At 74.1% G+C, this 15,254-nt stretch carries 13 protein-coding genes; 7 read left to right on the plus strand and 6 right to left on the minus strand.

All coding sequences use genetic code 11. The features are described from left to right. Window positions 1-107 precede the first annotated feature (107 nt). From ACL02R_RS10705 to ACL02R_RS10725, 5 genes are read right to left on the minus strand one after another with little or no spacing between them, the layout of a single operon-like run. On the minus strand, window positions 108-1,415 hold the full coding sequence (locus tag ACL02R_RS10705; RefSeq protein WP_412796625.1) for a DUF58 domain-containing protein: 1,308 nt from the start codon (window positions 1,413-1,415) through the stop codon (window positions 108-110). Then, window positions 1,415-2,389, minus strand: a complete 975-nt coding sequence (locus ACL02R_RS10710; RefSeq protein ID WP_412796626.1) for an AAA family ATPase — start codon at window positions 2,387-2,389, stop codon at window positions 1,415-1,417. Before ACL02R_RS10710 ends, ACL02R_RS10705 begins: the two co-directional genes overlap by 1 nt. After that, window positions 2,386-3,588 carry a DUF4350 domain-containing protein gene (locus ACL02R_RS10715; protein ID WP_412796627.1) on the minus strand — a complete coding sequence of 401 codons (1,203 nt, stop codon included), beginning with the start codon at window positions 3,586-3,588 and terminating at the stop codon, window positions 2,386-2,388. The genes ACL02R_RS10710 and ACL02R_RS10715 overlap by 4 nt, the downstream gene beginning before the upstream one ends. Continuing rightward, on the minus strand, window positions 3,585-4,262 hold the full coding sequence (locus ACL02R_RS10720) for a DUF4129 domain-containing protein (RefSeq protein WP_412796628.1): 678 nt from the start codon (window positions 4,260-4,262) through the stop codon (window positions 3,585-3,587). The genes ACL02R_RS10715 and ACL02R_RS10720 overlap by 4 nt, the downstream gene beginning before the upstream one ends. Window positions 4,263-4,266: 4 nt before the next feature. Next, window positions 4,267-5,493: a glycerophosphoryl diester phosphodiesterase membrane domain-containing protein gene (locus ACL02R_RS10725; protein WP_412796629.1), complete on the minus strand. Its 1,227-nt coding sequence runs from the start codon at window positions 5,491-5,493 to the stop codon at window positions 4,267-4,269. Between the two features lie 127 nt (window positions 5,494-5,620). Here ACL02R_RS10725 and mtnA point away from each other — a divergent pair, with 127 nt between their 5' ends. The 7 genes from mtnA (at window position 5,621) to ACL02R_RS10760 (ending at window position 13,942) form a co-directional block, all read left to right on the plus strand. After that, window positions 5,621-6,670: an S-methyl-5-thioribose-1-phosphate isomerase gene (mtnA, locus tag ACL02R_RS10730; RefSeq protein ID WP_412796630.1), complete on the plus strand. Its 1,050-nt coding sequence runs from the start codon at window positions 5,621-5,623 to the stop codon at window positions 6,668-6,670. A gap of 24 nt (window positions 6,671-6,694) precedes the next feature. Then, window positions 6,695-7,372, plus strand: coding sequence for a two-component system response regulator MtrA (gene mtrA, locus ACL02R_RS10735; RefSeq protein WP_052848402.1), 678 nt, complete (start codon window positions 6,695-6,697; stop codon window positions 7,370-7,372). 1 nt (window position 7,373) lies between these two features. Continuing rightward, window positions 7,374-9,197: an MtrAB system histidine kinase MtrB gene (gene mtrB, locus ACL02R_RS10740; RefSeq protein WP_412796631.1), complete on the plus strand. Its 1,824-nt coding sequence runs from the start codon at window positions 7,374-7,376 to the stop codon at window positions 9,195-9,197. Continuing rightward, window positions 9,187-11,049 (plus strand): LpqB family beta-propeller domain-containing protein, encoded by a 1,863-nt coding sequence (locus ACL02R_RS10745; RefSeq protein ID WP_412796632.1) that lies wholly within the window; start codon window positions 9,187-9,189, stop codon window positions 11,047-11,049. The genes mtrB and ACL02R_RS10745 overlap by 11 nt, the downstream gene beginning before the upstream one ends. A gap of 189 nt (window positions 11,050-11,238) precedes the next feature. Continuing rightward, window positions 11,239-11,976, plus strand: coding sequence for a ComF family protein (locus tag ACL02R_RS10750; RefSeq protein ID WP_412796804.1), 738 nt, complete (start codon window positions 11,239-11,241; stop codon window positions 11,974-11,976). 392 nt (window positions 11,977-12,368) lie between these two features. Further along, window positions 12,369-13,064: a ribosome hibernation-promoting factor, HPF/YfiA family gene (gene hpf, locus ACL02R_RS10755; RefSeq protein WP_412796633.1), complete on the plus strand. Its 696-nt coding sequence runs from the start codon at window positions 12,369-12,371 to the stop codon at window positions 13,062-13,064. A 119-nt stretch (window positions 13,065-13,183) separates the two neighbouring features. After that, window positions 13,184-13,942, plus strand: coding sequence for a response regulator (locus ACL02R_RS10760; RefSeq protein WP_412796634.1), 759 nt, complete (start codon window positions 13,184-13,186; stop codon window positions 13,940-13,942). Between the two features lie 26 nt (window positions 13,943-13,968). On the opposite strand, the gene ACL02R_RS10765 is transcribed toward ACL02R_RS10760, so the two are convergent. Beyond that, window positions 13,969-15,210: a winged helix-turn-helix domain-containing protein gene (locus ACL02R_RS10765; protein WP_412796635.1), complete on the minus strand. Its 1,242-nt coding sequence runs from the start codon at window positions 15,208-15,210 to the stop codon at window positions 13,969-13,971. Between the last annotated feature and the right edge of the window lie 44 nt (window positions 15,211-15,254).

A 15,254-nucleotide genomic window follows, 5' to 3' on the forward strand; every position in this document is an offset into this window, starting at 1 on the left:
AAGAGCTGGTCCTCACCAGGAATTCCTGGTGAGGACCAGCTCTTTTTGTGTTTCTGCTCCACCGCTTTCCCGGTCCTTCCCGACATGGAGATGGACCGGGCGGGGGATCAGAGCTTGCCGGATGCCTTGAGGGTCAGATACGCGTCGGCGAGAGCGGGAGGAAGCGCGTCCGGGAGGCCCTCGACGACCGTCACGCCGAGGCGGGTGAGGCGTTCCGCCAGCTGGTCACGCTCCGCCTCGTGGCGCGCTGCCGCCGCGGCCTCGTAGACGCCGGCCACCGTGCCCCGCGCACGGCTCATCTCCTCGATGCGCGGATCGGACACGGCGGCGACGACCACCTTGTGGCGGCGCGTCAGCCGGGGCAGCACCGGGAGCAGACCCGATTCCAGCGGCGCCGTGTCGAGCGCCGTGAACAGGACGACCAGCGAACGGTTCCCCGCCGCCGCGAGGGCCGCGGACGCCATACCGCCCGGATCGCTCTCCACCAGCGCCGGTTCGACACCGGCCAGCGCGTTCACCGCGGACGGCAGGACATCGGTCGCGGACCTGCCGCGCACCGAGGCCCGCGTCGTCCGGTCGAAGGCGAGGAGGTCCACACGGTCACCGGCACGGGAGGCGAGCGCCGTCAGCAGCAGCGCCGCGTCCAGCGACGCGTCGAGCCGGGGCATGTCACCGACACGCCCGGCCGACGTGCGTCCCGTGTCCAGGACCAGCAGCAGGTGCCGGTCACGCTCCGGACGCCACGTCCGGACGGCCACCGACGACTGACGGGCCGTCGCCCGCCAGTCGATCGAGCGCACGTCGTCCCCCGGCACGTACTCCCGGAGGCTGTCGAACTCCGTGCCCTCACCGCGCGTCAGCAGCGTCGTCCTGCCGTCGAGTTCGCGCAGGCGCGCCAGCTTGGCCGGGAGGTGCTTGCGGCTGGTGAACGGCGGCAGGACCCGCACGGCCCACGGCACGCGGTGACCGCCCTGGCGGGCGGCGAGGCCCAGCGGGCCGTACGAGCGCACGGTGACGCGCACCGGCCGGTGGTCGCCCCTGCGGGTCGGCGAGAGGACCGTGGTGACGCGGCGGCGTTCGCCGGCCGGCACGGTCAGGCGGTGCCGTGACCCTTCGAACCGTGCGACGGGCCGCCAGCTGCTGGGCGGCCACGCGTCGCGGACGTCGGCGCGCAGGACGCGGGCTGAGGAATTCGTGACGGTCAGGGTGACGTGGGCTTCCTCGCCGAGGCGCGTCGTCGTGTCACCGTCGCGCGCGAGCCCGAGCGTACGGACCGGGGCGGCGCGCGCCAGGTCGTACAGCAGCGCGAGCAGCAGGAGGCCCAGGACGGCCAGCACACCGTTCCAGCCGGGGAAGGCGGCGACCACCAGGGCGCCCAGCGCGGCGACGAGCGCCGTGCGGCCCGTGACCGCCATCAGCGGGGGACCGGGACGCGGGCGAGGAGGCCGGTGACAACGCCGTCGGCCGTCACGCCCTCCATCTCCGCCTCGGGCCGCAGCCGTACGCGGTGGCGCAGCGTGGGCAGGGCGAGGGCCTTGACGTCGTCGGGCGTGACGAACGCCCGGCCGGACAGCCAGGCCCAGGCGCGGGCCGTGCTCAGCAGGGCCGTCGCGCCGCGGGGCGAGGCGCCCAGGGACAGCGACGGGGACTCGCGGGTGGCGCGGCAGACGTCCACGACATAGGCCGCGATCTCCGGGGCGACGGTGACCCTGGCGACGTCCGCGCGCGCGGCGGCCAGGTCCCCGGCGCCCGCGACCGCGCGGACGCCCGCCGCGGCGAGGTCGCGCGGGTCGAAGCCCGCGGCGTGCCGGCTGAGGACGTCGATCTCCTGGTCGCGTCCCGGCAGCGGCAGGACGAGCTTGAGGAGGAAGCGGTCGAGCTGCGCCTCGGGGAGGGGGTAGGTGCCCTCGTACTCCAGGGGGTTCTGCGTCGCGGCGACCATGAACGGGTCGGGCAGGGGGCGCGGCGTGCCCTCGACGGTGACCTGCCGTTCCTCCATCGCCTCCAGCAGGGACGCCTGGGTCTTCGGCGGGGTGCGGTTGATCTCGTCGGCCAGCAGCAGGTGCGTGTAGACGGGGCCTGGCTGGAACGAGAACTCGGCGGTGCGGGCGTCGTACACCAGGGAGCCGGTCACGTCGCTCGGCATCAGGTCAGGGGTGAACTGGACGCGCTTCGTGCCCAGGTCGAGCGCGGTGGCGAGGGTGCGTACCAGCAGGGTCTTGGCGACGCCTGGGACGCCTTCGAGGAGGACGTGTCCCCGGCAGAGCAGGGCGACGACCAGGCCGGTAACGGCGGCGTCCTGGCCGACGACGGCCTTGCCGATCTCGGCGCGGAGAGCCTGGAGCGCGGCGCGGGGGTCGTCCGTTCTGGCGTCTGTCGGTGCGGTCACTGGGGGCGGTCCTTGCCTCTCGGATGCGCGTGGTCGGGGGCGACGCGGCGTTCCAGCGCGTCGAGCTCGTCGGCCAGCCGGATCAGGCCGGGGTCGTCGGCCGGTGGCGGGCCGAAGAGCAGGTGGTGCACGGCGGGTGCGGGGTCGCCGGTGCGGGACGCCACGGCTTCGGTGAGCGCGGCGGGGGAGTGCGCGGCGTGGCGTGGCAGGCCGACGAGGGGGGCGAGCCGGGCCCGGGTGGCCGTGCGCAGGGCGTCGGCGGCGCGGTCGCGGGCGTCGGTGCGGTGGTAGAGGCGTGCGCGGCCCTCGGTCGTCTCGGCGGCGTGGACGACGACGGGCAGCGGCTCCGTGACCACCGGGCCGAGGCGGCGGGCGCGCCACAGGGCGGCGAGGGCGGCGGCGATCGCCAGCTGGAGGGCGGCCCAGCGCCAGCCCGGGTGGATGAGATCGGTGAACGAGGCGTCGCCGGTGCCGCGGGTGGCGTCGTCACCCGAGGGGAGGTACCAGACGAGGTGGGGGTGGGCGCCGAGGAGCTGGAGGGCCAGGGCGGCGTTGCCGTCGTCGGCGAGCCGGTCGTTGCGCAGGAGGTCGGGGGCGCCGAGGAGGACGGTATCGCCGGGGGAATCGGGGAGCACGACGAGGGTCGGGGCGTTGTCGGCCGGGTAGCAGGCGGCACCGGGGCCGGTCCGGGTGAGGACGCTGTAGCCGGGGCCGCCCAGGGTGACGCTGCCTGCGCGGCGGGCCGGGGCGTAGTCGCAGTCGGCGGGCAGGGACGCGAGCGGGGAGTCGGGGGTGACGCGTACGCCGGGGGCGAGCGTGTCGAGGGAGAGGGCCGTGGGGGCGAGGAGGATGGTGCGGCCGGGGCTGTCGGCAGTGGCGTCGCGCAGGGTGGCGAGGCTGGTGTCGCTGAGGGAGTCGGGGCGGGCGACGAGGAGAGTGGTGTCCGGGCCGGCGGCGTCGGCTGCCTCGGCGGTGGTGGTGACGAGGGTGGTGTCGACGCCGTGGTCGGCGAGCAGTTCGGCGATGGCGCGGGTGCCGGGTGGCGACGACGAGCGGGGGTCGAGGACGCCGGAGGGGCCGTCGTTGAGGTACGCCAGGAACATGCCCGTCGCCGCCAGGACGGCCGCGATGACGAGGGCGCCGCGCCCGCGCCGCCACAGGGTCCTCGCGGTGGGGGAGATCGCGGTGGAGGTGGTCATCGGGCCGTCCCGGTGGTGGACAGGGTGGGGCGGGTGCGGGCCGCCTGGTCGTCCAGCTCGGACACGCGGGCGTAGTCGGCGGCGTCGGCCGGTCGGCTGCCGTAGGTGACGGCGTTGAACAGGGTGGCGGCCTCGGCGAGGTCCGCGGACAGGGCGGGCAGGTGGCGGCCCGCTTCGGCGGCGGCCTCGGTGGCGGTGCGGCCGGGGCGGACGTCCAGCAGGGCGCGTTCCTCCAGGGCGCGGACGAGGGCGCGCGTCCGTTCCTGCACGGCCGGGGTCCAGCGGGACGCCAGCGCGTGCCCGGCGGCGGCGGCGCGGTGCTCGGCGGCCGTGCGGGGGCGGTCGGTGAACAGGGCGCCGTCGCCGCGCGGCCCGGCGGCGTTGCGCGGACTGCCCAGGCGCAGCCACAGGACGGTGACCAGGGCGGCCACCAGGACCGCGACGATCAGGAGGCCCACCCAGCCGCCCGGGGTGCGGACGGCGACACCGTCGAGGAGGTCGGTGACGCGGTCCCACAGCCAGTCGAGGGCGCGGCGGAACGGGCTGGGCTCGTCGCGCTCGTACATCGGCCGGGACAGCTCGCGTTCGGCCTCCTCGCGGGCCGGGCCCCGGTCCGCGCCGACGGGTGGACCGGAGGGGTCCGTCCGCCGGGCGGTGGGGAGCAGCGGGGGCACCGGGTCAGGTCCCGGGGGCAGGGGCGACGCCTGCGGCGCGGGCCAGCTCGATGTCCAGGGCCTCGCGGCGGATGCGCTGGTCGATGTAGAGGAGGGCGGTCACGCCCGCGCTGATGGGGAGGGTGATGGTGGCGGAGACGACGGCGCCGATGCCACTGACGAGGAGGTAGCTCCAGGTGAGGTCGGCCGTACCGTCGAGGGCGGCGCCCGTGTCCTGGCCGGAGATGAGGGCCGCGACGAGGGACACCGGGTACTCGATGATGCCCGCGACCACGGCGAGGATCACCATCATCAGCAGCTGGATGCCGAAGACGCGCCACCAGGAGCCCGTCACCAGCTTCCAGGAGCGGCGGAGCGCGGCCGTCACACCCTGGCGTTCCAGCATCAGGGCGGGTGCGGCGAGCGAGAACTGCACCCACAGCCAGATCACGGTGGCGACCGCCGCGATGGCGAGGACGGCGAGGAGCGCGTCGCTGCCGGAGAGCGCGCCGATCAGGACCGGGATCACCACGGCGCCGACGGCGATCAGCGGGACCAGCAGGACGAGGCCGAGCAGGCGCAGCAGGCGGGGGCGGGAGTCGTGCCATGCCTCGCCGACGGTGACGGAGCGGCCGAGGACCGCGCGGCTGACGACCATGGTGAGCATGGCGGTCGTCAGGACGGTCCCGAGGAGGCTGACGACGGTGGTGGTGCCGCCCCAGACGAGGAAGTCGCGGAGGGCGTCGTTCAGCTCCTCGTCGGTGTAGGTGGTCTCGTCGCTGCTGAGGAGGGACAGGCTGGTGTCGTCCACCCACAGGGCCATGCCGAGGGCGGAGACGAGCTGGGTGAGGACGGCGATGGCGAAGGCGACCGTCAGGACGGTGCGCCAGTGGGTGCGCGCGGTGGTGACGGCGCCGTCGAGTATCTCGCCGACGCCGAGGGGGCGGAGCGGGATGACGCCCGGCTTGGCGGCGTGGGCGGCGGGATGCCAGCCGGGGGAGGCCCACTGGGGCTGGCCCCAGCCCTGCGGTTGCTGAGGTGGCTGACCCCAGCCTTGAGGTTGCTGGCCCCAGCCCTGGGGTTGCTGGCCCCAGCCCTGGGGCTGCTGTGGCGGTGGCGGCGGGACGGGCGGGGGCTGCTGCGCGTCCGGTGCCTGGGGCGGTGGCGCGGCCGGGTCGGCGGGCGAGTGCCCCTGGGGGCCGTCTTCCGGTGGGGGAGACCCAGGGGGCGCCCAACCCGGCGAGTCGCTCACGCTGTCACCTCGTTCAGCAATGTTCGAGTCAAGTCGTCGCCGCCCATCGTGCCACGGCGGCGTCCCGGGCGCGGCGCTCCCTGTGGCTTGCCTTCTCTCGCCGGGGTCCTCCGGGCAGACTGGCCCAATGGCTGATCACGGACTCTCCGCCCTGCGCTGGGCGGAACCGCCGGACGGACCCGTCCTCGTGCTGCTCGACCAGACGCGGCTGCCGGTGGCGGAGGAGGAACTCGTCGTCACCGACGTGCCGGGGCTCGTCACGGCCGTCCAGACGCTGGTGGTCCGGGGGGCGCCGTTGCTCGGGCTCGCCGGGGCGTACGGCGTCGCGCTGGCCGCCGCGCGCGGCTACGACGTGGCGGAGGCGGCGCAGCAGCTCGCCGGGGCGCGGCCCACGGCGGTGAACCTGGCGTACGGGGTACGGCGCGCGGTGGAGGCCTACCGCAGGGGCGGGCCCGCGGCGGCCCTGGCTGAGGCGCGGGCGCTGCACCGGGAGGACGCGCAGGCCAGCGACCGGATGGCCGGGCACGGGCGTGACCTGCTGGGGGAACTGCTGCCGGGGGGTGGGCACCAGCTGCTGACCCACTGCAACACCGGGGCACTCGTGTCCGGCGGGGCGGGGACGGCGTTCGCGGTCGTGCGGCGGGTGCACGAGGAGGGTGAGCTGCGGCGCCTGTGGGTGGACGAGACGCGCCCGCTGTTGCAGGGCGCGCGGCTGACGGCGTACGAGGCGGCGCGGGCGGGGATGGCGTACGCCGTGCTGGCGGACGCGGCGGCCGGGTCGCTGTTCGCGGCGGGGGAGGTGGACGCGGTGCTGGTGGGGGCGGACCGGATTGCGGCGGACGGTTCCGTGGCGAACAAGGTGGGGACCTATCCGCTGGCGATCATGGCGCGGCACCACGAGGTGCCGTTCCTGGTGGTCGCGCCGGTGTCCACGATCGACCTGGAGACGCCGGACGGGGCGGCGATCCCCGTGGAGCAGCGGCCGTCGCACGAGGTGACGGAGCTGCGGCCCGGGGTGCCGGTCACGCCGGTGGGGGCGCAGGCGTACAACCCGGCGTTCGATGTGACGCCTCCCGGGCTGGTGACCGCGATCGTGACCGAAGTGGGTGTGGCGTCGCCTGTGGACCGTGGGAGTCTTGCCGCACTGTGTTCCCGAACACGTACGGCGATGTCCTGAATCTGGGGATGGGATGATGAAGGTATGAAGGGACGCGTACTCGTCGTCGATGACGACACCGCTCTGGCGGAGATGCTCGGCATCGTGCTGCGCGGGGAGGGCTTCGATCCGTCGTTCGTGGCCGACGGCGACAAGGCGCTGGCCGCGTTCCGTGAGATCAAGCCGGACCTCGTGCTGCTCGATCTGATGCTGCCGGGGCGGGACGGCATCGAGGTGTGCCGGCTGATCCGGGGCGAGTCGGGTGTGCCGATCGTCATGCTCACGGCGAAGAGCGACACGGTGGACGTGGTCGTGGGCCTGGAGTCGGGGGCGGACGACTACATCGTCAAGCCGTTCAAGCCGAAGGAGCTGATCGCCCGCATCCGGGCGCGGCTGCGGCGTTCCGAGGAGCCCGCGCCCGAGCAGCTGGCCATCGGCGACCTGGTGATCGACGTCGCCGGGCACTCGGTGAAGCGCGGCAGCCAGACGATCTCGCTGACGCCGCTGGAGTTCGACCTGCTGGTCGCGCTGGCGCGCAAGCCGTGGCAGGTGTTCACGCGCGAGGTCCTGCTCGAACAGGTGTGGGGATACCGGCACGCGGCGGACACGCGGCTGGTGAACGTGCACGTCCAGCGGCTGCGGTCGAAGGTCGAGCGCGACCCGGAGCGTCCCGAGATCGTCGTGACCGTGCGGGGCGTCGGCTACAAGGCGGGGTCGGGCTGACATGCCCGCTCGGCTGTGGAGGCACGGGTCCCGGCTGCTGACGGAGGGGGCGGCGACCGGGGCGCAGCCGGCCATCCGGATCTTCGGGCGCTGGGCGCGCGGGCCGCTGCTGTCGGTGATGCGGCTGTGGAGGCGCAACATCCAGCTGCGCGTCGTCGCCAGCACGCTGCTGCTGTCCCTGGCCGTGGTGATGGTGCTGGGTGTCGTGGTGATGGGGCAGGTCCGCAACGGGCTGCTCGAATCGAAGCGGCAGACGGCGCAGAGCCAGGCCGAGGGCGGGTTCTCCGTCGCACTGGATCTCGCGGCCGACGCGGCCGACACCGGGAACGGGCAGCCGATCGACTCCCGCAACTGGCTCAACTCCACGGTCCTCCAGCTCGCGAGCGGTGGCCAGGGCGTCTACTCCGTGGTCGCGCTCAGCTCCGAGCTGTCCAAGCCGTTCCCCGGCGAGTCCGACCTGACGCGCTGGGCGCCGCGCGGCTCGCAGGACGTGCAGCCGACGCAGAGCATCTCGGCGGAGATGCGGGAGGCACTGGACCGCGACCCGGCGACCCACCGGCAGTACGGGACGATCGTGCGGCCCGACGGGCAGACCGAGAAGGCGCTGGTCGTCGGCAGGCGGCTGACCGACAACCAGGGCAACCCGTACCAGCTCTACTACCTCTTCCCCTTCGCACAGGAGGAGAAGTCGCTCAGCCTGGTCGCCGGGACGATCGCGACGGCCGGGGTCTTCCTCGTCGCCCTGCTCGGCGCGATCGCGTGGCTGGTGGTGCGGCAGGTCGTGACGCCGGTGCGGATGGCGGCGCGGATCGCCGAGCGGCTGGCGGCGGGGCGTCTCCAGGAGCGGATGAAGGTCAGCGGCGAGGACGACATCGCGCGGCTCGGCGAGTCGTTCAACAAGATGGCGCGCAACCTCCAGCTCAAGATCCAGCAGATGGAGGAGCTGTCGCGCATGCAGCGGCGCTTCGTCTCGGACGTGTCGCACGAGCTGCGGACGCCGCTGACGACGGTGCGGATGGCGGCGGACGTCATCCACGAGGCGCGTACCGGGTTCGACCCCGCGACGGCGCGCTCGGCCGAGCTGCTGCTGAGCCAGCTCGACCGCTTCGAGTCGCTGCTCGCCGACCTGCTGGAGATCTCCCGCTTCGACGCGGGCGCGGCGCAGCTGGAGGCGGAGCCGACGGACCTGCGGGACGTGGTGAAGCGTGTCGTGGAGGGCGCGGAGCCGCTGGCGGAGCGCAAGGGCGGGCGGCTGCTGGTGCGGGGCGCGTCGCGGCCGGTCGTGGCCGAGGTGGACCCCCGGCGCATCGAGCGGGTGCTGCGCAACCTCGTCGTCAACGCGATCGAGCACGGCGAGGGCCGTGACGTGGTGGTGCGGCTGGCCGCGGGCAGGGACGGCCGCGCCGTGGCGGTCGCCGTGCGGGACTACGGGATCGGGCTGCGGCCGGGGGACGCGGAGCGGGTGTTCAGCCGTTTCTGGCGCGCCGACCCGGCGCGGGCGCGGACCACGGGGGGTACAGGCCTGGGCCTGTCCATCTCCGTGGAGGACGCGCATCTGCACGGTGGGCGGCTGGAGGCGTGGGGTGAGCCGGGCGGCGGTGCGCAGTTCCGCCTGACGCTGCCGCGTACGGCGGGTGATCCGCTGCGGGGGTCGCCGCTGCCCCTGGAGCCGCGGGATTCGCGTGCCGGGCTTGAGCGCCGGGCGGCGAGGGAGCTGCCGTCGCAGCAGGTGCCGCAGCCGCCGGTGGCCGTGGCGGCGGATGGCGGCGGTGGGCAGGACGGACACAGGGGCGACGGGTACGGGAGCGACGGCAATGCGCGCTGAGCGGGGCCGCCGGGTGTGGCGCGTACAGAGGTGGCGGCGGGGTGCCGCGCTGCTGGCGGTCGGCCTGGTGGCCACGGGGTGTGCGGCGCTGCCGGGCAGCGGGCCTGTGCAGCGCGTCGAGACCACGCAGCGTACGGAGAACGACTCGCAGGGTGTGCGGGTGTGGGCCGTGCCGCCGGAGGAGGACGACTCACCGACGCAGATCGTCCGTGGGTTCCTCGAAGCGATCACGAGTGACGATCCCGAGTTCGGGACGGCCAAGCAGTACCTGACGCCGGCGCGGCGGGACCAGTGGGACCCGTTCGGCGGCACGGCGGTGCTGGCGAACGGGCCGCAGGTCGGGCCCGTGAGCGGGGACCCCGAGCCCGCCGAGGGCGCGGACGGGGAGCAGACCCAGCGCGTACCGCTGAGCGGCACGCGGCTGGCGGCGGTGAACGAGGCGCACGTCTACACGCCCCGGTCCGGGGACTATGAGGCGTCGTTCCAGCTGCGGCGGGTGGACGGGCAGTGGCGGATCGACGGGCTCCCGGACGGGCTGGTGATGGGTGACGCGGACTTCCGCCGCATCTACCGCTCCGTGAACACGTTCTATTACGCGGACCTCAAGGCGGAGTCGGGGCGGGTGGAGCACGGCGGTGACGTGCTGGTCGCCGACCCGGTGTTCGTCCGCCGCAGGATCGAGCCGGTGACGGAGGCGGTCACCGCGCTGCTCGACGGGCCGAGCGAATGGCTGGACCCGGTCGTCAGCTCGGCGTTCCCGGCGGGGGCGCGCATCGTCGGCGACGGTGCCGAGATCGACGACTCGCAGAGCCTGACGCTGCGGCTCGCGGGGGTGCCGGCGGACTGGCCGCCCGGCCGGTGCCGGGAGATGGCGGCACAGGTGCTGCACACCGTGCAGGACGTGGCCTCCGTCGATGTCGCCGAGGCGCGGCTGCTCACGGAGTCCGGCGGACGGCTGTGCACGGTCACCGGCGCCGACGCGGAGAGCCGCGCGCCGGGGCTGCTGGACGGGGACACCGGCCGCCCGTACTTCCTGGACGCGGAGGGCCGTCTGGTCTCGGTGACCGACGAGGGCACCGCCAGGCCTGTGCAGGGCGTCCTGGGCGCGGCGGGTGGCGAGAACCCGGCGCTGCGGTCGGTCGCGGTCAGCAGGGACGGCCGGTCCGTGGCCGGGGTGGGACCGGACGGGACGCAGGTCTACGTGGGGTCCCTCGCGTCGGGCGAGGCGCCCGACGTGGTCTACACGGGCGGGACGCCGGGTGAGGACGTGGGGCTCAGCTCGCCCAGCTGGGACGGGCTCGGGGACCTCTGGGTGGCCGACCGCGCCGCCTCGGAACCCCGGCTGCTGCGACTGAACGGAGGGCACGGCGAACCAGTCGCCGTGCCGGTGCACGGGCTGCGTCCCGGGCAGCGGATCGACTCGCTGCGGATGGCCGCGGACGGCGTGCGGATCGCCATGCTGATCGGCGGTCCCGACGGTGAGCGGTCGCTCCAGCTGGGGCGTGTGGAGCGGACGGACGGGCCCGACGGCGTCGTGGTCGAGGTCAGCGACCTGCGGCCGGTGGCGCCTCAGCTGGCCGACGTGGCGGCCGTCTCGTGGGCCGGCAACAGCCGCCTCGTCGTGGTGGGGCGGCCCGCGGACGGCGTCGAGCAGCTGATGTACGTGAAGACGGACGGCTCGACGGCCAACACGCCGTCCGTTCCCGGGCTGAACGACGCCACCGGTGTCGCGGCCGCCGAGGACGAGAGCCAGCCGCTGCTCGCGGAGACGGCCGGCGGTGTCGCCTGGCTGTCGGACGGCTCCCAGTGGAAGAAGATCGACGGCGGATCGGCGCCCGTCTATCCGGGCTGAGGGGCTGAGAGGCTGACGGGGGCAATCGTCCGATTCAGTGCGAATTGCGCCTCCGGAATTGCGTGATTGACCGTTCCTGTCCGTCATTGATCGTCACGGCTGACGGCGCGGTATCTTCTCCGCATTGTCAACTTTCGACGTATTGGCGGGACCCGTCCCATGCGTCACGGTTGGGGCATGGGGGAATTGCTGAGGTCCTGGTGGCGGGAGATCGCATCGCTGATCCTGCCCACACCCTGCCCCGGGTGCGGGGCGGGCCGTACCGGGCTGTGCGGGGAATGCGCCGACGCGCTGTGGGGCGGCCCGGCGTTCCGGGTCAGCCCGGTGCCCGTCCCGCCCGGACTGCCGGACGTCCACGCCGCCGCGCGCTACGCCGACCGGGCGCGGGCCGTGCTCCTGGCCCACAAGGAGCGCGGCGCGCTGATACTCGCCGCGCCACTCGGGCGCGCCCTGGCCGTCGGTGTCACCGCCGCCTGCGCGGCACGGCCTCCCGGGGCGCCCTTCTCGCTGGTCCCCGTGCCGTCCGCCGCGTCGGCCGTGGCGAGGCGGGGACACGACCCGGTGCGGCGCATCGCCGCCGCGGCCGCCGCCTGGCTGCGGCGCGAGGGGCTCGCCGTCCGCGCGTGCCCCGCGCTGCGGCAGCGCCCCGGTGTGGCCGACCAGTCCGGGCTGACGGCCGCGCGCAGGGCGGCCAACCTCGCCGGTGCGCTCACGGTGCGCCGGAATCTGCTGGCGCCGGGGGAGCGGGTGCTGCTCGTCGACGATCTGATCACCACCGGTGCCTCCCTTGCCGAGGCGGCGCGCGCCGTGCGTGCCGCCGGGTGCGAGGTCGTCGGCGCCGCCGTGGTCGCGGGTCCCTCCCGGGAGTGGTCCGCGCGCGGCCGTGGCCCCTCGGAGAAGGCGATCCGCATTCGTTCCGGTGAATAGGTTCAGGATGCGCAGCAATGGGTATAGGGCAGAAACAACAGCAAAACTCACAAAGAGGTCAAAAAGGCGGGTGAGGAAGTCGGAGCACGTACCTTCGCGGACGGGTGGAATCGTGGGCGGGAGAAGGGGATCGGGCGGGCAATCCCGCATCCTCTCCGGCTCCCGGGCGCTTTCCCCGTGATGCCGCTCTCTACGCGGTGAATCCAAGGGCCCGACGGCCCCCGGGAAAACAACGGGGATGTTGATCTAGCTCCCGGGGGAGGAGGGAAGGAACACAACCCCGATGCAACGCCGGCGGGGCGGATGAGGCAACACCGTCCCCGTCGGTCCCAGTGCACCAATGGAGGTGCGCGCCGCGGACGCGGTGGAGCACCTCCGGGAACGGAGTTTGCGTGGACATCGTCGTCAAGGGCCGCAAGACAGAGGTGCCGGAGCGTTTCCGGCGGCATGTCGCCGAGAAGCTCAAGCTGGACAAGATCCAGAAGATCGACGGCAAGGTGACCCGCCTGGACGTGGAGGTCTCCAAGGAGCTCAACCCGCGGCAGGCCGACCGTTCCGACCGGGTGGAGATCACACTGCGGCACCGGGGACCCGTGGTGCGGGCGGAGGCGTCGGCCGCCGACCCCTACGGCGCGCTCGACCGGGCCGTGGAGAAGCTGGAGTCCCGGCTGCGCAGGCAGCACGACAAGCGCCGCTGCCGCCGGGGCCGCGACCGCACCCCCGCGAGCGAGGTCCTCGACGTCGTCCCCGACGCCGCCGTGCTCACCGGTGACGGCCGGCCCGTCCCCAGCCAGGACGAGGAGACCGACGGGCCCCCCGTGCGCCGCGTCGGGCCGCTCCTGGTCGAGGGCGACGGCCCGCTCATCGTCCGCGAGAAGACGCACACCGCCGCCCCCATGACCCTCGAACAGGCCCTGTACGAGATGGAGCTGGTCGGGCACGACTTCTACCTCTTCGTGGACTCCGCCACCGGCCGGCCCAGCGTCGTCTACCGCAGGCACGCCTACGACTACGGCGTGATGCACCTGGTGACCGACCTGTCCGACCACATCCCGCCACAGGGCGCCGGGGGCGCGCTCGGCGGCTGAGCCGCCCGTCCGGAACGCGCGGCACCCCCGGCCGATCACCGATCGGCCGGGGGTACCGCCATGGAATCATGGGGTCGCCGAGTGTGGTGGACACAGGGCGGCCGGCAGGGGGAGCAGGGATGGCGGACACTTTCGGACCCACGATGCCGCGGGGGCGGACCGGGCGGTACGGGGCGGAACCCGCGACACCGCCGCCGGGCCACGCCGCGACGGAGCCCATCCGCGTACTCGTCGTCGACGACCACGAACTCTTCCGCCGCGGCCTGGAGATCGTCCTCGCGCACGAGGAGGACATCCGGGTCGTGGGCGAGGCGGGGGACGGCGCCGAGGCCGTCGAGAAGGCCGCCGACCTGCTGCCCGACGTGGTGCTGATGGACGTGCGGATGCCCCGGCGCGGCGGCATCGAGGCCTGCACCTCCATCAAGGAGGTGGCCCCCAGCGCGCGGATCATCATGCTGACGATCAGCGACGAGGAGGCCGACCTCTACGACGCCATCAAGGCCGGGGCCACCGGCTACCTGCTCAAGGAGATCTCGACCGACGAGGTGACGGCCGCCATCCGCGCCGTGGCCGACGGCCAGTCGCAGATCAGCCCGTCCATGGCAGCCAAGCTGCTCACCGAGTTCAAGTCGATGATCCAGCGCACCGACGACCGGCGCCTGCTGCCCGCGCCCAAGCTGACCGACCGCGAACTCGAGGTCCTCAAGCTCGTCGCCACGGGCAAGAACAACCGCGACATCGCCAAGGACCTGTTCATCAGCGAGAACACGGTCAAGAACCACGTCCGCAACATCCTGGAGAAACTCCAGCTGCACTCCCGGATGGAAGCCGTGGTCTACGCGATGCGCGAGAAGATCCTCGACGTCGGGACCGGCTGACGGACGGCACTCACGTCCCCACACCCTCACACCGGGGTGCGGGCGACCTCGGCGACCAGCGCCCCGTGCGCCTCCGCCGGAGTCGTCCGCTCCACACGGACCTCGCCGCAGCCCACCCAGCGCGCCGCCTCCGCGAGGGCCTCCGCCATCGCCGGGGCGGACCGCGCCGCCCGCGCCGCGCCGCCCTCGAACGCCGCGTGCCGCGCGACCAGCGTGCCGCCCTCACGCGCCGGGTCCACCCGGCCGAGCAGCTGCCCGCCCGCCAGCAGGGGCATCGCGAAATAGCCGTAGACCCGCTTGGGCGCGGGCGTGTACGCCTCCAGCCGGTGGGTGAAGCCGAAGATACGCTCCGTGCGCGGCCGGTCCCAGACCAGTGAGTCGAACGGGGACAGCAGCGTCGTACGGTGCCGCCCGCGCGGCGGACCGTCGAGGGCCGCGGGATCGGCCCAGGCGCGGTGCGCGCTCGTCGGCCGCCCCTGCGGTGCCCAGCCCGCCACGTCCACCGGCACAAGGCCGGTGTCCGCGACCACCGACTCGACCTGCGCCAGGGACAGCCGGTGGTAGTCCGCCAGGTCCGCCTGCGTGGCGACGCCCATCGCGGCGCCCGCCTGGGCCACGAGGCGGCGCAGGCACTCCTCGTCGGACAGGTCGTCGTGCAGCAGGGCGGCGGGGATGGCGCGCTCCGCCAGGTCGTAGACGCGCTTCCAGCCGCGCCGCCGCGTGCAGACCACGTCCCCCAGCATCAGGGCGCGCTCGACCGCGACCTTCGCCTCGCTCCAGTCCCACCACGGGCCGCCGTTCTTCGCGCCGCCCAGCTCCGTCGCCGTCAGCGGCCCCTCGGTCCGCAACTGCGCGAGGACCTTCTCGTAGGCGGTGGGCGACATCTCGTGGTACCAGGACTCGCGCGCCCGGAAGCGGCGCCTGCGGAAGGCGAACAGCGGCCACTCCTCCATGGGGAGGACACAGGCGGCGTGCGACCAGTACTCGAACGCGCGCTCCCCGTCCCAGTACGCCTGCTCCACCGCCGCCCGTCCGACCGCGCCGAGACGGGCGTACGGCAGCAGCTCGTGCGACCGCGCGAGGACCGAGATGGTGTCGAGCTGCACCGCCCCGAGCCGCCGCAGCACCCCTGGGACGCCCGCCCTGCGGTCCACCGCTCCCAGGAGCCCCTGCGCCCGCAGGGCGATCCGCCGGGCGTCACCCGCGGAGAGGACCACGGCAGGGGCCGCGGAGGAAGGCGGGGGAAGGTGTGAACGCGCGCCAGTCATGGGAGGGATCGTAGAGCCGACCACTGACACTCGTCCCGGCGCTC

Source organism: Streptomyces sp. MS19, from assembly GCF_047200595.1.
GTDB lineage: Bacteria > Actinomycetota > Actinomycetes > Streptomycetales > Streptomycetaceae > Streptomyces.